The 23,277-nt window shown below is 39.4% G+C and carries 21 protein-coding genes; 14 read left to right on the forward strand and 7 right to left on the reverse strand.

Annotated features, from left to right (window positions below; translation table 11 throughout):
• Window positions 1–40: 40 nt before the first annotated feature.
• Entirely contained in the window at window positions 41–1,273 is a 1,233-nt protein-coding gene (locus BI350_RS05075; RefSeq protein WP_075527129.1) for an MFS transporter, read from the reverse strand.
• Between the two features lie 147 nt (window positions 1,274–1,420).
• Between BI350_RS05075 and BI350_RS05080 the strand changes: the two genes are divergently transcribed.
• On the forward strand, window positions 1,421–2,008 hold the full coding sequence (locus tag BI350_RS05080; RefSeq protein WP_075527130.1) for a peptidylprolyl isomerase: 588 nt from the start codon (window positions 1,421–1,423) through the stop codon (window positions 2,006–2,008).
• 36 nt (window positions 2,009–2,044) lie between these two features.
• Window positions 2,045–2,272, forward strand: coding sequence for a hypothetical protein (locus tag BI350_RS05085; RefSeq protein ID WP_075527131.1), 228 nt, complete (start codon window positions 2,045–2,047; stop codon window positions 2,270–2,272).
• A 64-nt stretch (window positions 2,273–2,336) separates the two neighbouring features.
• On the opposite strand, the gene BI350_RS05090 is transcribed toward BI350_RS05085, so the two are convergent.
• Entirely contained in the window at window positions 2,337–3,509 is a 1,173-nt protein-coding gene (locus BI350_RS05090) for a MalY/PatB family protein (RefSeq protein ID WP_075527132.1), read from the reverse strand.
• 73 nt (window positions 3,510–3,582) lie between these two features.
• On the opposite strand from BI350_RS05090, the gene BI350_RS05095 reads away from it, so the two are divergent.
• From BI350_RS05095 to BI350_RS05115, 6 genes are all read left to right on the forward strand, one after another.
• A complete protein-coding gene (locus tag BI350_RS05095) occupies window positions 3,583–3,843 on the forward strand; it encodes a DUF1871 family protein (protein ID WP_082294961.1) in 261 nt (86 codons plus the stop codon).
• Window positions 3,844–4,416: 573 nt separating this feature from the next.
• A complete protein-coding gene (gene ltrA, locus BI350_RS05100; protein WP_075529240.1) occupies window positions 4,417–5,277 on the forward strand; it encodes a group II intron reverse transcriptase/maturase in 861 nt (286 codons plus the stop codon).
• Entirely contained in the window at window positions 5,217–5,558 is a 342-nt protein-coding gene (locus tag BI350_RS17350) for a group II intron maturase-specific domain-containing protein (protein WP_155767475.1), read from the forward strand. The genes ltrA and BI350_RS17350 overlap by 61 nt, the downstream gene beginning before the upstream one ends.
• Complete coding sequence (locus BI350_RS17355) at window positions 5,456–5,698, forward strand: hypothetical protein (RefSeq protein WP_342672219.1); 243 nt, start codon at window positions 5,456–5,458, stop codon at window positions 5,696–5,698. The genes BI350_RS17350 and BI350_RS17355 overlap by 103 nt, the downstream gene beginning before the upstream one ends.
• 245 nt (window positions 5,699–5,943) lie before the next feature.
• Entirely contained in the window at window positions 5,944–7,650 is a 1,707-nt protein-coding gene (locus BI350_RS05110) for a methyl-accepting chemotaxis protein (protein WP_075527134.1), read from the forward strand.
• Between the two features lie 345 nt (window positions 7,651–7,995).
• Entirely contained in the window at window positions 7,996–9,693 is a 1,698-nt protein-coding gene (locus tag BI350_RS05115; RefSeq protein ID WP_075527135.1) for a methyl-accepting chemotaxis protein, read from the forward strand.
• 167 nt (window positions 9,694–9,860) lie between these two features.
• Here BI350_RS05115 and BI350_RS05120 read toward each other — a convergent pair whose 3' ends face one another.
• A complete protein-coding gene (locus tag BI350_RS05120) occupies window positions 9,861–11,189 on the reverse strand; it encodes a sodium-dependent transporter (protein WP_075527136.1) in 1,329 nt (442 codons plus the stop codon).
• A 208-nt stretch (window positions 11,190–11,397) separates the two neighbouring features.
• On the opposite strand from BI350_RS05120, the gene BI350_RS05125 reads away from it, so the two are divergent.
• Together BI350_RS05125 and yugI are read left to right on the forward strand one after the other, a co-directional pair.
• Entirely contained in the window at window positions 11,398–13,518 is a 2,121-nt protein-coding gene (locus tag BI350_RS05125) for a hypothetical protein (RefSeq protein ID WP_155767476.1), read from the forward strand.
• 127 nt (window positions 13,519–13,645) lie between these two features.
• A complete protein-coding gene (gene yugI, locus BI350_RS05130; protein ID WP_075527138.1) occupies window positions 13,646–14,017 on the forward strand; it encodes a S1 domain-containing post-transcriptional regulator GSP13 in 372 nt (123 codons plus the stop codon).
• A gap of 167 nt (window positions 14,018–14,184) precedes the next feature.
• Here yugI and BI350_RS05135 read toward each other — a convergent pair whose 3' ends face one another.
• The gene (locus tag BI350_RS05135) at window positions 14,185–15,495 is read right to left on the reverse strand and encodes an AAA-type ATPase lid domain-containing protein (RefSeq protein WP_075527139.1); all 1,311 of its coding nucleotides are present in this window, start codon (window positions 15,493–15,495) and stop codon (window positions 14,185–14,187) included.
• A gap of 147 nt (window positions 15,496–15,642) precedes the next feature.
• Here BI350_RS05135 and pruA point away from each other — a divergent pair, with 147 nt between their 5' ends.
• The 3 genes from pruA to BI350_RS05150 all read left to right on the forward strand — a co-directional run bounded on the left by pruA (window position 15,643) and on the right by BI350_RS05150 (window position 19,768).
• A complete protein-coding gene (pruA, locus tag BI350_RS05140; protein ID WP_075527140.1) occupies window positions 15,643–17,187 on the forward strand; it encodes an L-glutamate gamma-semialdehyde dehydrogenase in 1,545 nt (514 codons plus the stop codon).
• 64 nt (window positions 17,188–17,251) lie between these two features.
• Window positions 17,252–18,445 carry an ornithine--oxo-acid transaminase gene (locus BI350_RS05145; RefSeq protein WP_075527141.1) on the forward strand — a complete coding sequence of 398 codons (1,194 nt, stop codon included), beginning with the start codon at window positions 17,252–17,254 and terminating at the stop codon, window positions 18,443–18,445.
• A gap of 78 nt (window positions 18,446–18,523) precedes the next feature.
• Complete coding sequence (locus tag BI350_RS05150) at window positions 18,524–19,768, forward strand: Glu/Leu/Phe/Val family dehydrogenase (protein ID WP_075527142.1); 1,245 nt, start codon at window positions 18,524–18,526, stop codon at window positions 19,766–19,768.
• Between the two features lie 40 nt (window positions 19,769–19,808).
• Here BI350_RS05150 and BI350_RS05155 read toward each other — a convergent pair whose 3' ends face one another.
• A complete protein-coding gene (locus tag BI350_RS05155) occupies window positions 19,809–20,048 on the reverse strand; it encodes a DUF378 domain-containing protein (protein WP_075527143.1) in 240 nt (79 codons plus the stop codon).
• 204 nt (window positions 20,049–20,252) lie between these two features.
• Here BI350_RS05155 and BI350_RS05160 point away from each other — a divergent pair, with 204 nt between their 5' ends.
• Window positions 20,253–21,416, forward strand: a complete 1,164-nt coding sequence (locus tag BI350_RS05160) for an iron-containing alcohol dehydrogenase (protein WP_075527144.1) — start codon at window positions 20,253–20,255, stop codon at window positions 21,414–21,416.
• A gap of 41 nt (window positions 21,417–21,457) precedes the next feature.
• On the opposite strand, the gene BI350_RS05165 is transcribed toward BI350_RS05160, so the two are convergent.
• Window positions 21,458–22,456 (reverse strand): cation diffusion facilitator family transporter, encoded by a 999-nt coding sequence (locus BI350_RS05165; protein ID WP_075527145.1) that lies wholly within the window; start codon window positions 22,454–22,456, stop codon window positions 21,458–21,460.
• A 17-nt stretch (window positions 22,457–22,473) separates the two neighbouring features.
• Entirely contained in the window at window positions 22,474–23,193 is a 720-nt protein-coding gene (locus BI350_RS05170; RefSeq protein ID WP_075527146.1) for an MgtC/SapB family protein, read from the reverse strand.
• Window positions 23,194–23,277 lie beyond the last annotated feature (84 nt).

The raw sequence follows: 23,277 nt of genomic DNA on the forward strand, positions 1-23,277 counted from the left end.
TAGTCTTATTTAAAAGAATAGCACATACTACTGAAAAAAGTTATGTACTAGAAGTTTGATGTTTGGTTGCGACAAAATCTTCAAAGGCTTGGGAAGGTTTTCGTCTCGCGATATATAGAAAAGCGAAACCGAAAAGAAATAGGGAAGCCGTCACAATAAAAACAGAGGCAATCCCGATAAAGCCACTAATAATTCCACCGAGCATCGGTCCGATAATATTGCCTAAAAATCTGAAACTAGTATTGTATCCCATCACTTCACCTTGAATATCAATCGGTGCTTCTCTTCGTACGAGCGCAGTTGTCACCGGAATCATCCCGCCAATAGCAATGCCGAATAGCAACCTGAAAATCATTAGTTGCCATAGATGCGTGACGAAAGCTTGTGGGATAATGAAGACAAATGAGAGTACCAACAATATCGACAAGACTTTTTCATAACCGATATCATCGCCAATTTCCCCCCATTTTCTCGCGAATAATAAATTACCTAATCCAGCTGCACTAAAAGTTAGTCCAGCAAGAAATGCTACGTCTTTTGCATTTGTTAATTCCGCAACATATAAAGAAAGAAGCGGTTGCACGCTAAAGTTACCAATTTGAATGATTGTCGTCACGAGCATAATGTTGAACATTAAACGATGTTTTAAAATACCTGTTAGAATAGACTGTCTTGAATAGAGTACTTGTTTTTTAGTTTTTACTTTTCTAATCTCATGTATGCCGAAGAAGACGATAGATGCTGCCACCAATAAAGTGATGGATGTAATCATAAACGCATATTGAAAACCGAACATGTCAGCAAGTAATCCTCCGAAAATTGGACCGAAAAGCATACCTGATACGTTCCCCATTTGCAACGTACCGAGCATTTTACCAGCTTCTTCACGAGAAGTTTGGGAAGAAATGAACGCCAATGAAGTAGGAATAAATCCCGTCACAAATCCCATAAATAAACGAAGGAAGAAAAAAGCTTCAACGGATTGAACAAAGCCCATAAGAAAAACAGAAGTTGCGAGGCCTAAACTATTAATGATAAGAATTGGTTTGAATCCGTGTTTGTCGGCAATGCGTCCCCAGATGGGAGACATGATAAAAGCCGACACGAATGTCGCGCCAAAAATGAGTCCAGCCCATTTTTGAACGTAGGCAGGAGAAAGATTGCCAAAAGTATGGATATATAAAGAGAGGAAAGGCATGATCATTGTCATCGTGCCAGCAACGAGGAAATTACAAATCCACATAATGATAAAATTACGTTTTTGAACGTCCATTTCAGAATAACCTTCTTTCTATGTACGACCACTCTCCTCAGTATAAAACACTTCGAGTCCCGAAGGAAGTAACGTGCTTATTCTCGAAATTCTGAGGGAGGTGTGGTAAAGTGAAAGTGTTGAAAGATGAAGAGGAGGCTACACAATATGTACCCACAATTATCAAATGAAGTTGCAGAAAACGAAGCACTTGTTGTGATGAACACAAATCATGGTGCGATTAAAATTAAATTATTTCCTGAACTTGCTCCAAAAACAGTTGAAAACTTTTTAACACATGCAGAGAACGGATACTATAACGGTATTATCTTCCACCGTGTCATTGAAGATTTCATGATTCAAGGCGGGGACCCGACAGGAACTGGTATGGGTGGAGAAAGTATTTTTGGTGGATCATTCGAAGACGAGTTCTCCATGCAATTGTTTAATCTTCGCGGAGCTTTATCAATGGCGAACGCTGGTCCTGGAACGAATGGCAGTCAATTTTTCATTGTGCAAAATTCACAGGCACCTGCAAGTGCTGACCAAATGAAAAAAGGTGGCTGGCCTGAAGAAATCGCAGAAGCGTATGAAGCAAATGGTGGAACACCGCATCTTGACCAAAAACATACAGTGTTTGGACAAGTGATTGAAGGTATGGATACAGTTGATAACATTGCAAAAGTTAAAAAAGGTGCACAAGATAAGCCAGTTGAAGATGTTGTTATTGAATCAATCGAAATCTTACAAAAATAAGTCTGTGAAATATCTATAGTTAGGAAGTGAATGTAAATGAACGTACTATTAATGCCGTTCCTTTACTTTCCAGAAGATAAATCGGAATATATTCCGGCGGCTATTTCATTCACGGCGTTTATGATTTTATGTATCCTTGCCTTTATGTGGATTCGCCGTAATTCACAAAAGCAAGAAGCTGAAACAAAAGAGCTTGAAGAACGTATTTTACGAGAACGTAAAGCTGAAAAGGCAGCAAGAGAAAACGAGCATCTTCAAAATTGAAGACGCTCGCTTTTTTTGGTCGAAAATAATTTGAAAGTTATCCCTATATTTGAAGCTTCAATTGTCAATCAAGTGCTCGAATAAAACGTTCCACGCCTTCTTTAACAATAGACGGTGGACAAGCAACGTTCATCCGCAAAAATCCTCTACCGGACTCGCCATATTTACTACCTGGTTCAAGCGCAAGTCGTCCAACTTGTAAAAGTTTCTCCATCATTTCCTCTTCGGAAAGTCCTGTTTCCCGGTAATCTATCCAAATTAAATAAGTCGCTTGCGGCTTCCTCACTTTAATTTTCGGCAACTTTTTTTGAAGCTGTTCAATGACATAATCCATATTACTAGAAATAATCGTCAACAATTCATCAAGCCAAGGTCTACCTTCCTCGTATGCAGCTTTTAAAGCGGCGGAAGCGAACGGACTTAAATTCATTTGTCCATGAGCCATTGCATGTTTTTCTAATTTACTCCTTACTTGTTCATCCGAAGCAATCATAATTGCAGCTTGTACACCCGCAAGGTTAAATGTTTTTGTGGGTGCAACGCAAGTAATAATACGTTTTGCTTCTTCTCCAGCAATCGCAGCAATTGGTGTATGTTTATGAGGCTGAAAAACGAGATCAGCATGAATTTCGTCGGATAAAATTAGGACGTCGTATTTCGTACAAAGTTCAACTATTTTTTCAAGGTCTTCAACAGACCAAACGATGCCCCCAGGATTATGCGGGTTACATAAAATGAATACTTTCACATTTTGTTGTAAAGCCTGCTCGAATTTCACGAAATCAATCGCATACTCCCCATTGGTCTCTATCATTTCACATGTGACGATTTTCCTTTCCATGTGACCCGGTACTTGGAAAAATGGCGGATAGACAGGCGGTGTAATTAATATTGCATCATCTTCTGTTGTAAACGTCTCAATTACAGAAGCAATGGCTGGTACGACACCGTGATGAAAGAGCATCCATTCATTTTTAGTTTCCCAAGAATGATATTCTGTCAACCAATTACGTACTGCATCTTTACATGCAACACATATATATGAGTATCCAAAAACACCATGGTCAAGTCGCTCACGCATTGCGTCTATCGCGACTTTTGGTGCGGCAAAATCCATATCTGCAATCCACATCGGTAAAATATCATCTGCGTTCTCTAGACCGTAGACTTCATGCATGTTGTCCCATTTAGTGGAACGGGTTTTCCTTCTGTCAATGACACGTTCAAAGTCACTCATCAATCGCTCCCCCTTTTCTTTTTCTTCTCCTATGCTATCATATAGTTATTGAAATAAAAATAAGGTGAATGATATGGAAATAATGGAAATGAATAAAAAAGCTATCGCGGTTTTAGAAGAATGGGATCCGTTTCAAGTAGGGAATAATGCATATAAACTTGAAATTGTCGATGTCGTCGCGGCTTTACATCGTTTCGATCATCCAGTCGACTTAGCAAAAAGCATTCGGGAAATTTATGCACATTCTTTTGAATTATGGATACCGATAGAAAAATGCATCCAAATATCGTATAAGCTTCTAGCAATCAAGTATGAAGCGAAGTGTATTGTTTAACAGAAATATTTAGAGGGGAAGAGGGAAAGTAGATTTATCTACTTTCCCTCTTTTTTTAATGTGTGCCCGGCATGGGGAGTCGCTAGGCGGTGAAAGTCCGCTACAGGCTTGGCAGTAGGAACTGTTAGCAGAAGGCAAGGGTGTCCATTGCGAAGTGGAATCTGAAGGAAGCCGTATGCAAAATCTCGAACTGACGAACAGAAACTATATAAAAGGCTGAATTGGGACGGATAAGTCTGCATTACAAGACAAAGTCCAATACTGCCCGAATCCCATACAGTAGATATAGCAGTTACATGAGATGAAAGTGATTACTCTTACCCGGGGAGGTCTCACGGACGAGTTAGATATAACTCAAATAAGATTTGTCGTGAGAAGTCAGCAGAAGTCATAGTAGTTTCCGCTAAGGAAATGAAGGACCGAACAATCTTAAATCTTGAGAAAACAAGGAGGTGTAGACATCGCCGCCAAAACACAGAAAACACCGCGGTAATGACCAAAAGGTGGCTACCTATGGAGAGATAAGTTGGAAACGAAAGGGTACATAGGAGTGTGTAGGGATGTCGCATGGATATGAAAGAACAAGATGGTATCAACTTAATCGAACAGGTTATCGCAGATGATAATCTTTGGAGAGCCTACAAGAAAGTCAGGAAGAATAAAGGTGCGCCAGGAGTCGATGGCATTACAGTCTACCAATTAAAAGGTCATCTGGAAAAGTACTATCAACCTTTAAAGCAAAAACTAAAAGATGGAACTTACCAACCTCAACCCGTAAAACGGGTTGCGATTCCAAAAGCAGATGGTTCGAAAAGGTATTTAGGTATTCCTTGTGTTTTGGACAGAGTCGTGCAACAAGCGATTCTACAAGTCATAGAGCCGATTATTGACCCACATTTCTCTGACAATAGCTACGGTTTCCGAAAAGGCAGAAGTGCCCACCAAGCTATCAAAAAGGCTGAGGAATATTATCGGGAGGGCTTCAGAGTAGTCGTGGACTGTGACTTGAAAAGTTATTTCGACACTATCCATCACCAACGAATCCGTGGTTATTTGGAATATTTCATCCCGGATAAAATCGTACTTCGCCTTCTCTGGAAATTCTTACGCTCCGGTATTCTCGATAGAGACATTTATATTGAGACGACGAAAGGTGCACCACAAGGTGGACCGTTATCGCCAATTCTGGCAAATGTTTACCTTAATATGTTAGACAGAGAACTTGAGAAAAGAGGACATCGTTTTATCAGATACGCGGATGACTTTGTCGTTTACGTTAGGAGTCGACGTGCGGGTGAACGGGTAATGGAAGGAATCACTGAATTCCTAGAAAAAGACCTTCAACTGACAATTAATCAAGAGAAGAGCCAGCTATGTGGCGCCACAAAAGCCTCATTTCTCGGTTTCAACATCCAAAATCTCATGGGAAAGTAGGGTGCCGACCAAGTAGGTCGGCAAAACAAAGACTCAAAGCTAAACTTGAGAAGTTAACAAGCCGAAAACGACCTGGAACTTTCGGGGAAATCATCAAGAAGATAAACCAAACAACAACAGGTTGGATTAACTACTATGGAATTGCGAATATGAAAACTTTTATTGAAACAATTCAACAATGGTTAAATCACAGATTAAGGCAACTGATATGGAAAAGATGGAAAAAGGTACGGACTACACAATGCTTCGTAAATATGGCATTAACCGTGACGACGCGATGAAACTAGCCAATACACGTAAAGGGTACTGGCGAATATCTCGGAATACGATTATCCATCGCGCCATAACAAAAGAAAGACTCACAAAATGGGGATTGAAAGATATGTCCCAACTTTATGAGTCACGATACTTAAGAGATTGAACCGCCGTATACGGACCCGTACGTACGGTGGTGTGAGAGGTCGGCTAATCAAATAATGGTTAGCCTCCTACTCGATTTATTAAATACTTTTTTGTGAATTCATTCACAAAAATAAAAAGTGGCCGATAATAAATTTAGTTAAGTAATAAGGAGGAAGTTTATGAATCAACCAATCCAAAAATCTGACGATATGACTAGTAAGTAAAACAATACATTGTATACAAAACCAGTTGGAGGAGAATCATTTGAAGACTTTACGTGCACAAATAATGCTCGGATTTGGAGCAGTGATGTTATTAGTAGCCATTTTAGCAGGGAATGCGATCATTGGGATTAATAGCTTAGTTAATTATTCTGAAGAGATGTCGGAAGAGCAATTGCCAATACTGATTGCGGATTCAAGGCTTACCTATAATATTGCAGAACGTATCGCATTGTCGCGGGGATACATGCTCACTTTGGATGAGCAATATATAGAGGATTTTAACCGTTTAACCGAGTCAAGCATAGAACTACAAGAAGAGCTTGTACAAAGAGTAAATAATGAAGAAGTCAATGAGTTAATTAACAGAAGTAACGAGTGGCGGACGGTATTAACTGATCAACTATTTCCGGCGATTAAAGCGGGAGACGAGGAAGAAGCCCTTAGAATTGATAGTGAAATTGCTGAACCAATGGCGAATGAGTTATTGAGAGACTTTAATGCAATGACAAGTAATCGCCAAAATTTTATGTTAGTGGAAGGGATTGAACGTGCTGGCGAAGGTAAATCCACTGCACTCTTCAACCTCATCATTACTATAGCTGTTCTAGTCCTCGGCTTAGGGGTAAGTTATTTCATGGCAAGAAGTATTTCAAGACCGGTTATGGCGGTTTCTGAACGAATGGAAAGAATGGCGGACGGCATCTTTAATGATGAACCGCTTGAAACACGACGGAAAGACGAAGTGGGGCAGCAAGTTCATTCAATCAATAAAATGCGTGAAAGAATTCAAGAGACATTACGTGGAACGCTAGCTATGTCACGAGAATTAAATAGCAGTAGCGGTAACTTAACAGGCGCAACAGCTACGGTGAATGACTCATCCAATCAGATTGCGGCTACAATGGAACAATTAGCGGCTGGATCTGAAGCACAAGCACACACTGCTTCGAATATGGCAGAAATGGTTGGGGCATTTTTTGAAGATGTCCAACAAACGAATCGAGCTGGGAGTGAAGTTTCAGATGCCGCTGATCAAGTTTTAGCGCGGACTGGGGACGGCAATGATATGATGACGAGTTCAGTGGAGCAGATGAACGAAATTTATCGGGTAGTGAATGATTCCGTTGAACAAATTCAACGACTAGACAATCAAACGAAAGAAATCTCCGAACTGGTTACTGTGATCAGTGAAATTGCAGAACAAACGAATTTACTTGCATTAAACGCAGCCATTGAAGCAGCAAGAGCGGGAGAACAAGGGAAAGGATTTGCAGTTGTAGCTGAAGAAGTTAAGAAGTTAGCCGAGCAAGTTGCAGATTCAATCAATGAAATCACATCCATTGTTGATCGCGTCCAACAAGGCTCTTCGACAGCAGTGCAATCATTGGAGAGTGGCTATCAAAGCGTTAGAGACGGGAAAGATAAAGTACTTGAAACGAGAACTGTCTTTGAAGATATTACAAACCTAGTCACGAATATGAACAAGTTGACAGATGAAATGTCTAAAAACCTTGATCATATTGAAGAGATTGGCGAACAATTAACGACAGGTGTAACAGAAGTTGCTTCTATCGCGGAAGAGTCGGCTGCGGGTGTTCAAGAAACGACGGCTTCTGTAGAACAAACGACATTCCAAATTGAAACAATCAATGCAGGGGCCGAGGAATTGGCTAACTTAGCGACAAATCTTGAAGAATCCGTTAACCAATTTACGATTGAGAATGAAATAAAACGTACGCGGGCATAGATAGACAAGACATTTAGCACAATAAAACAACCTTCCATCACTTACAAGCATAGATGCGTGTAGGTGTGTGTAAGGTTGTTCTTTTTTTATAATGAATGTGTCATTTCAATCTAAACGTAAAAATAACAATAATCGTAGCTGGCACGATATGTAAAACGATAAATTTCCGTGTTTTGTGAAAGAGTGAACAAACTAATGTTTAATTCATCTGATAGAGGAGCAACTGTAGAATTACTTCTTCCTCTTTTTAATATTAGAAAAAATACTAAGAAATTTTATAATAAGTTGTTCACAAAGTAAAATGACCGCCGATAAACAAGGGAGAAGGAAAGGGAGGAATCTTGTATGAAAAAACTGCAATTCACTAGTATTAAAGGAAAATTATTGTTTTCTTTTTCTCTCGTTATTTTACTTGTCCTAATATTAGGCGTGTATAATTTTTCAGTCGTGAAAAATAGTAATGCTGAGGCGGAAAATATCGTCGAAAAAGAACTGCCATTATTAATTGCAAATGAGCAGCTCGCTTCTCTAATGGCAGATAGAAGAGCTTCTGCTCGTGGGTATGTATTATTCGGCAGTGAATATCGAGATCGTTTTAATAGCTATACTGAGCAAGCTCAACGTCAAGAAGAAATCATAAGAAGTATAGGTGCTTCAGAGGAATTTGACGAGCTTATAAATCAAACAATTGAGTGGAGACAACAGATTACCACAATGGTATTTGATGAATATGATAAAGGAAATCATGATGAAGCAATAAGGAATTTAGATGTATTAACGCCCGCTGCAAATGAATTGATGGATGGGTATGTAAAATTAGCGGAAGAAAGACGAATAACAATACAAGCGATTGAAGAAGATATTATTGCAAATGGAAATAGTACACTTGTTGTTGGAAATACTGTTACAATCTTAGTCATTCTGATCAGTATCGCTGCAGCACTTATTACATCTAACATCATTTCCAAACCAATCAATACGGTGATGGATCGAATGAAATCCATCGCAAATGGTGATTTAAGTGGCGAACCTCTAGTGTTAAATTCAAGAGATGAAGTGGGACAACTTGTTACGGCGACAAATGAGATGAGCAAACAAATGAACCATATGCTCGCTAGCACATTGCAAATTGCTCATCAAGTGAATGAACGAAGCGCAAACTTAACAGATGCAACTGGTGCAGTTAGTGATTCTTCAAATCAAATTGCCGCAACGATGGAACAACTAGCTGCTGGATCGGAAGCGCAAGCCAGTTCAGCTACGAATATGGCTGAGATGGTCGGTAACTTCTTTGAAGATATTCAAAATGTAAACGCATCGGGCAGCGAAGTTGCAACCGCATCAAATGCTGTATTAGAACGAACGGCAGATGGAAACGAAATGATGACAAGTTCTGTTGAACAGATGGAGGAAATTCACCAAGTCGTAACAAGAGCTGTAGAACGTATTCAAAACTTAGATAACCAAACGAGAGAGATTTCAGAACTCGTTGTCGTCATTAGTGAAATTGCACAACAAACAAATTTACTCGCATTGAACGCGGCAATTGAAGCAGCACGTGCCGGAGAAGAAGGAAAAGGATTTGCAGTCGTAGCAGAAGAAGTTAAAAAACTTGCTGAACAAGTAGCGGATTCTGTAAGTGAAATTACAACGATTGTAAACACTGTACAAGAAGGCTCCTCGGAAGCTGTAACCATCCTTGAAACAGGATATCGTCACGTTTCAGATGGACAACAAAAAATCGAAACGACAGGTGAAATTTTCGAGGAAATTACGCAACTTGTTACGACGATGAATGGATTAACAAGTTCGATGTCTACAGAACTTGATGCAATTGAAAGTATGGGCAGCAAAATGACAGGAGAAGTGACAGAGGTCGCCTCTATCGCCCAAGAAGCTGCGGCTGGCGTTGAAGAAACGACTGCCTCCGTTGAGCAAGCAACTTTCCAAATCGAAACGATTCGTGAGAGTACAGAAGAATTATCCAATTTAGCAGGAGACCTGGAATCCTCAGTGAATCATTTTACGATTAGAAATGAATAACACGCAAATTAATGCATACGGGTTCAACGACAGGTGTGGCAATTATATTAAATGCTATTCGTTAATAGGGACAACTAGTGAAACTAATTAGTTATACAAAAAACCTTCCATACATACACGTGATAATGCTTGCGTGTATATGGAAGGTTTTATTATGGAAATAAAGTTTACAAAGAAATTTCAAAAATCCAAGCGGCAAAAATAACAATAATTGCGGCTGGCACAATAAATCTTACGAGAAATTTCCAAGTAGTGTGAATGAACGGATGAACGTCTAATTCTCTAATCGTTTGTTGATTCGTCAAAACAAAACCTGCAAATAAGGAAATAAACAATGCGCCGATAGGCATCCCAATACGACTCGTAATCAAATCTGCAAAATCAAAAAAGGTTCCGCCAAATATTGATACATCTGACAGTAATCCGAATGATAGTGCACTTGGGAAGCCGATAATGAAAATCAAAGTTCCGAATACCCATGAAGCGCGACGACGTCGATCATATCGGGTGCGAATGCCCGTTGAAATGACAATCTCTAACAATGCAATCGCTGACGTTAATGTCGCAAATAGCATTAATATAAAGAAGAGTATCATAAATATCGAACCGAAAGGCATCTGTTCAAAAATAGCTGGTAAAATAACGAAGACTAACCCAGGTCCTTCAGCTGGAGATCCACCGAGTGCGAAAACAGCAGGGAAGATCACAAGACCTGCAAGGATTGAAATGAATATATTTAAGACCGAAACACTCACAGCCGATTGTCCAAGTCGCTCATCTTTAGGTAAATAAGAAGCATACGTCATCATGGCAGTAACCCCTACACTTAATGAGAAAAATGCTTGTCCAAGTGCAAGTAAAAATGTACTACCCGTTAACAAAGACCAATCCGGAATGAATAAAAATCGGACGCCTTCCATTGCACCCTCAAGTGTTAATGACCGAATTGCTAAAATGATAAAAAAGATAAATAATAACGGCATCATCCATCTGCTCGCCCGTTCAATCCCTGCTTTAATGCCGCCTTGTACAATCCACACAGTTAAAAACATAAAGACAAACTGTGCAAATAATACTTCTATAGGATTGGATGTAATCGATGCAAATAATTCCCCGTGATTTTGTGAAGTGAGTTGGCCGGTAAGGGCTCTAGCTAAATAAGATAATATCCATCCACCAACAACACTATAAAACGATAAGACGATAAAACCGAATGCGAATCCGAGCCAAGCGATTGCAGGCCACATTTTGTTTTTTCCTAACCGCTGAAAAATCGTGAATGCGTCTGCTTGTCCCATTCTCCCAATGATGAATTCAGCGAGTAAAATCGGAAGACCGATTGCAATAGTACTAATGATAAACAGAAGAACAAAAACACTTCCCCCGTTTGTTCCAGCCATATAAGGAAACTTCCAAATTGCGCCGAGGCCAATTGCACTACCCGCTGCTGCAAGGATAAATCCTAATTTAGAAGTCCATTGTTCACGTGGTGCCATAATGATCACTCTCTCTTCATAGAAACATTTCTTTATTTTACACGAATATTGAAATAAAAACAGTGTTATTTTAAAAAACTAACAAGTTTTGTTGAATAGCTAACTAGAGTTCATCGCCTCAATCGATAATGTATTTACTTTGATTTGCATGAAATATACGGAAAAGTGTATGATTTCTGTTATAATTAGGCGAAAAGTAAGCTTGGACATGGGGGTGTCAATTGCTGTGATAGATATAGAGTTGTTTGGTGCCATGAAAAAAGGGGACGAAGAAGCACTAAAAAAATGGCTCAATCGGTATGGGAAAGAGATTGCGCGATTGGCATTTCAATTTGGTACAACAATACAAGACGCGAATGAATTGGCGACAGCTACCTTCCGTCAATTATTTATAGAGCTTAAAGAAATCGACAATGACCAGCAATTATTTTATCGAATGTATCAAATCGCCATTGGAAAGTTATCAAATATTCAACTGACTGAAGTGAACGAATTTTTATTTGAAGAAGATTATCATCTTCACCAGAAAGTGATTCAACTTCAGTCACAAGATAAGCTAACATTTATCCTATCTTCCTTTTCAAAAATAAATGAGGATCAATTGACTGAAATACTTTCGTTTCCTATCGAAGTTATTCGAGAAAAGAACAATAGCGTACTGAACCAATGGCAGGATGCACTGATAGAGCGTAGATTAAAGCTATTACAGAAATCCTACGATCGAATATCATTTCGTATAGACGAAGAAAAAGTATTTGGAGATAGCGATGAGCCGCTAGTAGAAATGGATTTACAAATCTCACGACCATCTATACGTGGCATTTATTTAGTTCTATCAGGAATTGCGTTGTTAGCAGCCCTCATTATCTTTTCAATTATCAATAGTGAACCCTACAAAAGGGCATCTACAGAGAAATGGATTGAGCAGCTAAAGGTAACGTATGAAGAACAACTGAGTGATACATATGAAAAGCTTGGATTAACTGAGGAAAACTTCGCAGGCACAGGCGCGCTAGATATGTTTGGCAGAAGTTATTTTAGTGACCAAGAAATAAATCTTTTTGAGAGATTTATTAAACGAATTGAACAAGACTTTGAAGACGAAAAGGAATTGGATAAACATGAAATCTCCAAGCAGTTTGATGAGTTTATTGAAAACTTAAAAGTTCCTAGTGACATGGCTGAGGAACTATTTAAGCAACCTTTAACGAATGATTTAAAGGCAAGCGAAGCTTTTTTAGAACAGTACATCCCAAAGTATTACATTCTTAGCCACGTTTATGGAAATGCGATTTATACGTATCCCGAGCTTATGGAGGTAGTCGCCACCGACGAATCGGTAGGCTTGAATCGATTGAAAGATATCGATACTTACCCAAAAGAAGTACAGCAATTAATTCATAATATGACGGAGCAAAATATTCATGTTGAATTTTTACCTGAGGAATTTGAAAATCGAGATGTAGATTTTTATAAGCAGCTTCATGCTTCTCTTCATCCAAGTGTTGGGGGATATATTACAATACTCGAATCGCAATCGCATGCTTATTATAGCATTCCAGATGTGCCCGACAATGCGTTTGAATATATCAAAGAGTTGGAGCGGACCTTGCAAGCGACTACTATGAAAAGTGAATTCCTTCAAATGCTTGAATATCGTTATGCTTGGGCATTGTTAGCTATTCTACGCGCAGAGGGAAGGGAATTATACGACAAAGAAGGTCGTGTGAATAAAGAGGTTCGCCAAGAATGGGAAGCGATTATTTCTTCCGGTGAGACGCCAATCGCCGCTAATATTATTAAAAAGGTTTTGGGGGAATTTGAGGCAACCGATTGGACAGTTTCAGAAACGCAAGTTTTTCTAAGTGAATATCAAATCGTTGAAATCGCTGCATACGCCAAGAATAACGATCTCGGCACGTATAATTGGGAAGAGAACAGACATAATGATCAGATTTATGTTTATTTCCCTAATGAAGGGTTTAACTATATCGTTTCATCAGCATATGAACAGTTCAAACAAAATTATGATCGCTCCATTTTAACAAATAGTCACCCTGTCACGATAGCGGGAATGTTTTTCTATGCAAATGAAAAGGGCGATGCTGAAACAATTCGGCGTCTTTATCATGAAAGTTCCAAACAAGCCGACAAGGCCGCTGACATGTTGAATTGGGAACAAGAAAAATATTTATTTAGTGAACTGAATCATCTTTATTTTGATACGTACGGTAAAACGGCAAACTACGGTGTTGGGGACACTTATGGGCATATGCAATTCGTGCAAGAGGAAGAAGATTGGTTTGTTCGGTCTATCTTCCAAGAGTAAGAAAATATTTATTTAGAGCGTGTTAAAATTGAGGTGCGGCTCATTTTGCTCACGGTAATAAACCATGTTATAATCGTAGGTGACCTTTAGGTAGATACGATATAAAAATGAGTGGGAGCTGTTCCAAATGGCAAGAACATACACAACTGGAGAAAAGCTCACCGGAAAAGTAACGGGCATTCAACCATACGGAGCCTTTGTCGCATTAGACGAGAATACGCAGGGATTAGTTCATATTTCCGAAATTACGTATGGGTTCGTAAAAGACATTAACGATTACATTTCGGTAGGTGAAGAAGTAGAGGTAAAGGTGCTTGAAGTGGATGAGGAAGCTGGGAAAATTAGTCTTTCCATGCGTGCATTGCAAGAAGCGCCCGATAAAAACGATAACCCACGAAAATCATTACAAGCACGCGTAAACGAACGTGATGCTGAAGGCTTTAATTCATTGAAAGAAAAACTACAAGATTGGATTGGCAAATCTGGTCAATCAAAATGAGGGAAGGGCGGTGCGCCATCCCTCTATTTTTTTGTCTAGCTTCAGGTGGCAACCGCTCGGGTCATAAGCAAACTGTCTATGTGGCAAAGTTCGCCACGTCGACAGTTGGACTTATGCCTGTCGCGGTAATGCGACCCTTCAGCTTTTAGTAGGTGTAAACTCACCAGTTACGATTCTTTAATTTTACGTAAACGATACTGTAAACTTTGTCTGCTCATGCCAAGTGCATGGGCAGTTTTTGTAATGTTTCCCTCGTATAATTTCAGCGCCTTTTCAACATAATAAGCTTCGGCCTCTTTTAAATATTGGTCAAGAGGCAATAAGTCTTTATCTCGTTGAACAATAAAGTCTTCGACCCCAATCGTATCATCATTTAAATCCCCATTTTTAAGTCGAAAATGCAGTGGGAGCATTTCATAAGTAATCATTGTTTCTGTCGTGGCGAGAGATGTAATTTCATCGAGTAAAAATTCCAATTCTCGCATATTCCCGGGCCAATGATAGTGATTGAAGATCTTTTCAATTTCAGGTGTAACGCCTATTAAACTGCTCTTATATTGTGCGCTTCTTTTTGTTAGATAAGCGTCAATAAAAGGCATAATGTCTTTTTTACGTTTTCGAAGTGGAGGAATTTGAATTGCGAACGATGCAAAGAAATAATATAAATCTTTTAGTAGTACCCCTGAAGCAATTAAGTCAACAGGATCATCCCCTATACTTGCGATAAACTGTAAATTTTGCCGCTCCTTTTTTGTTAAAATATCCAAAAGTTTTTGTTGTAAGGGCATTGTCAATAAATCAATACGTTCACAAAAGAGTGTCAATGATTCATCACCCGTTAACGTTTCATTTAAGCGATTAATTGTAAGTGAATCCGAGTTACGACAATGAAGCGTGTAAAAATAATCATTTTTTAGTGATAACTCGCTATGAATACTCTGTGCAAGCAAATCTTTACCGGTACCAGCTTCACCAATTAATAACACAGGCAGTTTAGCTTTCGCAGCTTTTTTAGCTGTGGCAATCACTGTTTTCATTGAATTAGAAGCTGCAGTTAATAGACTAAACACTGCCAGGTCATTGCTTTGTTGAATCGGTTGATGCAATAGATTTTCTAATGCAGTAATATCTCGAGAGAGTTCCACTGCACCAATAAGCTTATCACCATCGAAAATCGGATATGTATCATTAATTGTTGTTATTTGAATCCCATTACGATTCCAATACGTTTGTTTCACATTTAATAATTCTTTCCCACTTTGCAAAACTTTTAGCAGCGTACTTTCGTCATGTTCAAAATTAAACAATTCAACAATTGTTCGGTCTTGAATATCTTCCAGTGCCAATCCTTCAATTTGTTTCATTTTTTTATTGTAAATAATTGTTCTTCCTTGTTTATCAATGGCGTGAATGCCGACCCCTGCTTGTTCGACTGCGAAAGTGTAAAAAGGGCGTAGAAAGTCTATGTTTTTCTGCAAAAATCCCACCGTCCAATCATTTTTTTGAACAAATAGTGAAAAATACTTGAAATTAGCAATAATCTTTTGCATTATTATATATGTAAGCGAAACCAAAGTGCAAATATTTTTTGCGCCTAGTGTTCTATTAAAAGGAGGATAAATTCATTGATTCCATACAAACACGAACCATTTACAGATTTCACTCAGAAAGAAAATGAACAAGCTTTACTTGAAGGATTTAAAACAATTGAAGGATATCTTGGACAAGACTATCCGTTAATCATTGGCGGGGAACGTATTATGACAGAAGACAAACTTGTCTCGTTTAACCCGGCGAATAAAGAAGAAACAATAGGTCGCGTTTCAAAAGCGAGCAGAGATCTGGCTGAAAAAGCAATGAACGTTGCAGATGAAACGTTTAACACGTGGAGAAAAATGAAGCCTGAATTCCGTGCAGATGTTTTATTCAAAGCGGCTGCGATTGTTCGTCGTCGTAAACATGAGTTTTCAGCACTGCTAGTTAAAGAAGCAGGAAAACCATGGCATGAAGCGGATGCAGATACTGCTGAAGGAATTGACTTCTTAGAGTATTATGCTCGTCAAATGCTTCAATTGAAAGAAGGTATGCACGTTGAAAGCCGCCCTGGCGAATATAACCAATTCCACTACATCCCACTAGGTGTTGGCGTTGTTATTTCACCATGGAACTTTGCTTTTGCAATTATGGCTGGTACAACTGCAGCTGCGCTGGTAACGGGTAACACTGTATTACTAAAACCAGCTTCGACAACGCCAGTCGTTGCTTACAAATTTATCGAAGTACTTGAAGAAGCAGGAATGCCAGCAGGCGTAGTAAACTTTATCCCGGGTTCAGGTTCTGAAATTGGTGACTATATCGTTGACCACCCAAGAACACGTTTTGTTTCATTCACAGGTTCACGTGAAGTTGGAACGCGCATTTATGAGCGTGCGGCTATTGTAAACGAAGGACAAATTTGGTTGAAGCGTGTTATCGCTGAAATGGGCGGTAAAGATACCATCGTTGTTGATAACGATGCAGATTTAGAGTTAGCAGCAGAAGCAATCGTTAAATCAGCATTTGGTTTCAGCGGACAGAAATGTTCAGCTTGTTCACGTGCTGTCATTCACGAAGAGGTATACGATGAGGTTGTTGAACGTGTTGAAAAATTAGCCAAAGAAACAACATACGGCGACCCAATTGATAATCAATCATTCACAGGTCCAGTAATTGACCAAGCTTCTTACGATAAAATTATGAGCTATATCGAAATTGGTAAAGAAGAAGGGCGTCTTGTTGCAGGTGGAGTTGGCGACGATTCCAAAGGATTCTTCGTTGCACCAACAGTATTCGCAGACTTAGCTCCGGATGCTCGTTTAATGCAAGAGGAGATTTTTGGACCAGTTGTTGGACTTACAAAAGCGAAAAATTTCGATGAAGCAATCGAAATTGCAAATAACACGGATTACGGCTTAACAGGTGCTGTCATTACAAACAACCGTGAACATATTGAACAAGCACGTGAAGATTTCCACGTTGGAAACTTATACTTCAACCGTGGATGTACAGGTGCAATTGTAGGGTACCATCCGTTTGGCGGCTTCAATATGTCAGGTACAGATTCAAAAGCTGGCGGACCTGATTACTTACAGCTTCATATGCAAGGCAAAACAACTTCAGAAATGCTATAATAATAGAAATTGGCAGACTACCGTCTAAAGTAGTCTGCTAATTAATACGGGGGAGGGATTTTAAATGTCAGTAACAGAAAAAATTATTGTGCAAACAGAAAAATTTGGAGCGAATAACTACCATCCACTTCCAATTGTAATTTCCGAAGCGGAAGGGGTTTGGGTGACAGATCCAGAGGGCAATAGATACATGGATATGCTTGCTGCCTATTCAGCCGTGAACCAAGGACACCGCCATCCGAAAATCATTGATGCATTAAAGGAACAAGCGGATCGTGTAACGCTTACTTCACGTGCTTTTCACAATGATCAGTTAGGCCCATGGTACGAAAAAATTTGTCAGTTATCAGGAAAAGATATGGCGCTTCCAATGAATACAGGTGCTGAAGCAGTTGAAACAGCTATTAAAACTGCACGTCGCTGGGCTTATGACGTAAAAGGTGTACAAGACGGAAAAGCTGAAATCATTGCTTGTAATGGAAATTTCCACGGTCGGACAATGACTGCGGTTTCATTATCGTCGGAAGCTGAGTACCAGCGCGGATTTGGCCCGATGTTACCAGGAATTAAACATGTTCCATATGGAGATATTGAGGCGCTTGAAGCGGCAATTACGCCAAACACTGCTGCGTTTCTAATTGAACCTATTCAAGGTGAAGCTGGTATTTTAATCCCTCCGAAAGGTTTCATGAAGGCTGCTAGCGAGTTATGTAAAAAACATAACGTTTTATTTATTGCTGATGAAATTCAAGCCGGTCTTTGCAGAACAGGTAAAATGTTTGCTTGTGAATGGGAAGAAGTTGAACCTGATATGTATGTTTTAGGTAAAGCATTAGGTGGCGGTGTATTCCCAATTTCATGTGTAGTTGCAAACGAAGACATTTTAGGTGTATTTAATCCGGGGTCACACGGATCAACATTTGGTGGAAATCCAATGGCTTGTGCAGTATCCATTGCTTCATTAGAAGTGCTTGAGGATGAAAAACTTGCGGACAATTCTATTGAACTAGGTAACTACTTTATGGAAGAGTTACGTAAAATCGAACATCCTTCTATTAAGGAAGTCCGCGGTCGTGGTTTATTTATCGGTGTTGAACTACATGAAGAAGCTCGTCCTTATTGTGAACAGTTAAAAGAATTAGGACTTTTATGTAAAGAAACACATGATACAGTGATTCGATTTGCTCCACCGCTCGTTATTACAAAAGAAGAGATTGATTGGGCACTAGAAAGAATTAAAAAAGTCTTTAATTCATGATGAAATAGTTTGAACGAAAATCTCGATATGGTACAATAGTTGCGAAGAAAAAATTTATTCAAAGAGGCGAAATAACAATTGACTGAAAATATGCAGCTGCTCACGTCCACACAGGATGTCATTAAAGAGGCACTTGATAAACTTGGTTACGATGAAGGTATGTATGAACTTTTGAAAGAGCCACTCCGCATGATGGAAGTACGAATTCCGGTTCGTATGGATGACGGTAAAGTTAAGGTGTTTACTGGATTCCGTGGTCAACATAACGATGCCGTTGGTCCGCTCAAAGGAGGCGTTCGTTTCCACCCGGAAGTTGACGCTGTAGAAGTGAAGGCTCTTGCAATGTGGATGACGTTAAAAGCCGGTATCGTTAACCTACCATATGGCGGAGGGAAGGGTGCAGTTATTTGTGACCCAAGAGAAATGTCTATGGGTGAACTAGAACGTTTAAGCCGTGGATATGTTCGTGCTCTAAGTCAAATAATGGGACCTGCGAAAGACATTCCTGCTCCAGACGTGTTTACGAATGCTCAAATTATGGCTTGGATGATGGATGAATATAGCCGAATCGACGAATTTAACTCACCAGGCTTTATTACAGGTAAACCGATTGTTCTTGGAGGGTCTCAGGGCCGTGATCGTGCGACAGCAGAAGGTGTAACAATTGTTATCGAAGAAGCTGCGAAAAAACGTGGCATCGATATGAAAGGTGCTCGTGTAGTGATTCAAGGGTTTGGAAACGCAGGAAGTTTCCTATCTAAATTCCTTCATGATGCAGGTGCAAAAATCGTCGGGATTTCAGATGCATATGGTGCACTACATGATCCAGATGGATTAGATATTGATTATTTACTAGACCGTCGCGATAGCTTCGGAACAGTAACAACTCTATTCGAAGATACAATCACGAATAAAGAATTATTCGAGCTTGACTGTGATATTATCGTTCCAGCAGCAATCGCTAACCAGATTACTGAGGAAAATGCACATAATATTAAAGCGAGCATCGTTGTTGAAGCGGCAAATGGTCCGACAACAGCTGAAGCTACACAAATACTTACTGAGCGTGGCATTCTTCTAGTACCAGACGTATTAGCAAGTGCAGGTGGCGTTACTGTATCTTACTTCGAGTGGGTACAGAACAACATGGGTTACTATTGGACAGAAGATGAAGTACGTGAAAAATTAACAGCTAAAATGGTTGACGCGTTTAATAATGTTTACACGACAGCAACCACTAGAAATATCGATATGCGTTTAGCAGCTTATATGGTAGGAGTTCGTGCAACAGCGGAAGCATCCCGTTTCCGTGGCTGGGCATAAACCGACCACTAAACATCTCCCGGTTATCGGGAGATGTTTTTTAAATTTCGGGTTTTGGCGTTCTATGTTCTACCTTTTCCCGATCACGTCGTTCGTCAAAAAGTAAACCTAAGTTAATAAGGCCAGAGATACCAATTAAGATATAAATAGGTCGTGCAATCGGTTCAGCGGATCCGCCAGCTAGTTGTGCAACGACATCAAAACGAAAAAATCCTGCAACTCCCCAGTTTAAAGCACCAATAATTGCCAGTGCGAGCGCAATTCTACGCATTGTTCCCATAGATAGACACCTCCGCTATTATTATGCCCAATGGGAAACTTGAACATACATTCCCAAGGAATCACTCAATTCATTTTTAGTTGAAAAATGTATATTGGCAATAAATCATGCAAGTATGAGTGTTTGTTTGCGTTGACTACTAATCATTGCATTCACTTCTGTTTTTATTGATAATGAAAGATGAAAAGGGAGGAATGGTTGAAGATGAATGATTTCACATTTTATAATCCAGTTAAATTAATTTTTGGAAAAGGACAGTTATCAAAGTTAGCAGAAGAGTTACCAACTCTCGGGAAAAAAGTGCTTGTCGTCTATGGCGGCGGAAGTATTAAGAAAAATGGCTTATACAATGAGTTAATGACAGTGTTACGAGAAATTGGCATGGAAATACATGAGTTTTCAGGTGTTGAACCAAATCCCCGTATATCAACGGCAAGAAAAGGTGCAGCGATTTGTAAAGAGAAAGACATTGATGTCATCCTTGCGGTAGGTGGTGGATCAGTCATTGATTGTACAAAACTTATCGCATGTGCAGCGAAGTATGACGGAGATGCTTGGGATTTTGTTACTCGAAAAGCAAAACCAACAGATGCCTTGCCGTTTGGGACCGTTTTGACATTGGCAGCAACAGGTTCCGAGATGAACGCAGGGTCTGTCATTACAAATGAAGAGACACAAGAAAAATACGGATGGGGAAGTCCGTTTAATTTCCCGAAGTTTTCCATCTTAGACCCAACATATACGTTATCTGTCCCGAAAGACCAGACAATTTATGGGATTGTTGATATGATGTCCCATATTTTTGAGCAATATTTTAACGAAGCGACAAATACACCCATTCAAGATGAAATGTGTGAAGGTGTTTTGCGTGCGATTATTGAAGCGGCACCAAAACTTGTAGAGGACTTAGACAACTATGAATTAAGAAAAACGATTCTTTTAGCAGGTACATTAGGGTTAAATGGATTTTTACGTCTTGGTTATCAAGGAGACTGGGCAACGCATGAAATTGAACATGCTGTTTCAGCAGTATACGATATTCCGCATGCCGGTGGGCTCGCAATATTATTCCCACATTGGATGCGTTACAATGTACATGTTAATCCAAATCGTTTTGCGAAATTCGCAAAAAATGTTTTTGGTGTGAACCCTGAAGGAAAAACAACAGAAGAAGTTGCATTTGAAGGGATTAACCGTTTAAGCGCATTTTGGTCTTCCATCGGGGCACCTGAAACGCTAAAGTATTATGGAATAGATGATTCGAAAATAAGTATAATGGCTGAAAAAGCAACAGTGAACGGTAAAATAGGGCGTTTTAATAAAATTGGTAAAGAAGATGTGGAAGAGATTTTACGAGCTTCATTATAAAACGTGTGCGTCGCGCTTGAAATTAGCGTGACGCAACTGTTTTATTCAGGGAACTTCGAAGAGTTATCGTTCATGTTGATTTTGTTTGATTCTGTCCAAGTACGTACACCATCATCTTCATCAAAAGAAATGATAACATCTTGAACTCCTTTTTGATTTAGGATAATTTTCATAAGTCTATCCCGAATGTCATCGACGTAAGCAACCGTATGAGAAGGGGCTACCTCTAAAACGACCTCGACGTGTAGGAATTCACCTTCTTTTACAACCTCCAAACGTTGAATATCTTTGACATCATCGTCTGCTGCAACAATATGCGCAATATGGTCAAGCATTTCCTCGTCTGTTTCTCCAATTGCACCTCTCGCATTTTCCATAAATATTTTTCCGACAACGTAGAACATCATTAAACCTATTAATATAGAAGCGATGCCTTCTGCTGCTAATAAGCCGAAAAAGTGAGCGATTAGAACAGCGATAAAAGCAAGTACGCCTCCTAAAGTAGCGACGAGGTCTTCCATAAAAACTAATTTTGTTGGCGGTTTTGCTTTATTTAAATGTTTAAAGCTAGTCGTAATAGGCGCAAGCCCACCTTTATCAATCCCAACCTCATGTAAAATTTCCTTCCCGGCTTTATAAAGCACAACGAATTCCAAGATAATCGCAATACCAAGTACAGAGAGATTGATGAGGAACCCACTCGACTCAGTAGGGTTAAGAATATGATGCCAACCTTCTTTTATGGCTTCATAAGACATAATCGCTACGACAATCACAGCGCCAAGACAAACTAAGTTCACGACTCGACCAAAACCGTTCGGGAATTTAGGTGTAGGCGCTTTTTTTGATAAAGCTGATCCAATAAAAACGAAATATTGATTGGCGGCGTCTCCAAGTGAGTGCATAGTTTCCGCGAACATGGCAACATTCCCTGTAAAGAAAAACGCGACACCTTTTAAAGTGGCGATAATTGTGTTGACAATGGCTGCTAATAAGGAAGGTTTATTTCCTTCTTTCAAAAGTTGTAAAATGTCCTTCATCCTAATCTAATCCTCCATTATGAAAAGAAATCTATTTCAACTGAATGTACATAGGGTAGCTGTATTAATTCTTGATATAGTTGTGATGTTGTTTTTTTAGGCACGGTTGAGATGCGAAAAAATAGTTTATGACTTACGTATTCATTTAATAACATTTGTTTAATTCTTAAGTTCTCGATAACCATCTTGTCGGATTCGAGGTATTGAATAAGTTTATCGATATTTTCACTATCTAATAAGATGATTGTAAATGCGGCTTCTTTTTGTCGAAGTCTTTTCGGACCAAGTTTTGATAAAATAGGCGCAAGTACTTCAATTACTAGCATGACACTCAATACTGCAAATGATGCTTCTATATAGAAGCCAGCACCAACTGCAATCCCAATGCTTGCCGCTCCCCAAATCATCGCGGCCGTCGTGAGACCCGTGATATTGTCATTATCCTTTCGTAATATTGCCCCAGCACCAAGAAATCCGACACCACTTACGATTTGTGCAGCCAAACGAAGAGGGTCCATCGTAACGTTAATGTCAGTTCGTGCTGGAACGAGATAAGCAGCTTCAATAGAAATAATCGTGAGCAGACAACTAAATGTTGCGATGACAGCACTCGTTTTAAACCCAATTGGCTTCTTCTTAATTTCTCTTTCAACACCGATGATTAAACTTAAACCTAAAGCGATGATAATTTTGAATAGTGCTTCAGGATATACCGTTTCACTAATAAGCCCTAACATCCTCAATACCCCTTTCACATGTTATAGTTTCTTCTTAAATCTAAAATGGTATACTAGTTATCGTATTTCCGAATATAAGGAAAA

The sequence above is a fragment of the Sporosarcina ureilytica genome (assembly GCF_001753205.1).
GTDB lineage: Bacteria > Bacillota > Bacilli > Bacillales_A > Planococcaceae > Sporosarcina > Sporosarcina ureilytica.

Bases quoted from the DNA above. Each gene is read 5' to 3' on its own strand.
- BI350_RS05115 (WP_075527135.1), top strand. From the start codon at position 7,996: ATGAAAAAACTGCAATTCACTAGTATTAAAGGAAAATTATTGTTTTCT.
- BI350_RS05095 (WP_082294961.1), top strand. From the start codon at position 3,583: ATGGAAATAATGGAAATGAATAAAAAAGCTATCGCGGTTTTAGAAGAA.
- BI350_RS05165 (WP_075527145.1), bottom strand. From the start codon at position 22,456: ATGAAGGACATTTTACAACTTTTGAAAGAAGGAAATAAACCTTCCTTA.
- BI350_RS17350 (WP_155767475.1), top strand. From the start codon at position 5,217: ATGTGGCGCCACAAAAGCCTCATTTCTCGGTTTCAACATCCAAAATCT.
- BI350_RS17355 (WP_342672219.1), top strand. From the start codon at position 5,456: ATGGTTAAATCACAGATTAAGGCAACTGATATGGAAAAGATGGAAAAA.
- ltrA (WP_075529240.1), top strand. From the start codon at position 4,417: ATGAAAGAACAAGATGGTATCAACTTAATCGAACAGGTTATCGCAGAT.
- BI350_RS05120 (WP_075527136.1), bottom strand. From the start codon at position 11,189: ATGGCACCACGTGAACAATGGACTTCTAAATTAGGATTTATCCTTGCA.
- BI350_RS05155 (WP_075527143.1), bottom strand. From the start codon at position 20,048: ATGGGAACAATGCGTAGAATTGCGCTCGCACTGGCAATTATTGGTGCT.
- BI350_RS05170 (WP_075527146.1), bottom strand. From the start codon at position 23,193: ATGTTAGGGCTTATTAGTGAAACGGTATATCCTGAAGCACTATTCAAA.
- BI350_RS05160 (WP_075527144.1), top strand. From the start codon at position 20,253: ATGAATGATTTCACATTTTATAATCCAGTTAAATTAATTTTTGGAAAA.
- BI350_RS05145 (WP_075527141.1), top strand. From the start codon at position 17,252: ATGTCAGTAACAGAAAAAATTATTGTGCAAACAGAAAAATTTGGAGCG.
- BI350_RS05080 (WP_075527130.1), top strand. From the start codon at position 1,421: ATGTACCCACAATTATCAAATGAAGTTGCAGAAAACGAAGCACTTGTT.
- BI350_RS05075 (WP_075527129.1), bottom strand. From the start codon at position 1,273: ATGGACGTTCAAAAACGTAATTTTATCATTATGTGGATTTGTAATTTC.
- yugI (WP_075527138.1), top strand. From the start codon at position 13,646: ATGGCAAGAACATACACAACTGGAGAAAAGCTCACCGGAAAAGTAACG.
- BI350_RS05125 (WP_155767476.1), top strand. From the start codon at position 11,398: ATGGGGGTGTCAATTGCTGTGATAGATATAGAGTTGTTTGGTGCCATG.
- BI350_RS05085 (WP_075527131.1), top strand. From the start codon at position 2,045: ATGAACGTACTATTAATGCCGTTCCTTTACTTTCCAGAAGATAAATCG.
- BI350_RS05090 (WP_075527132.1), bottom strand. From the start codon at position 3,509: ATGAGTGACTTTGAACGTGTCATTGACAGAAGGAAAACCCGTTCCACT.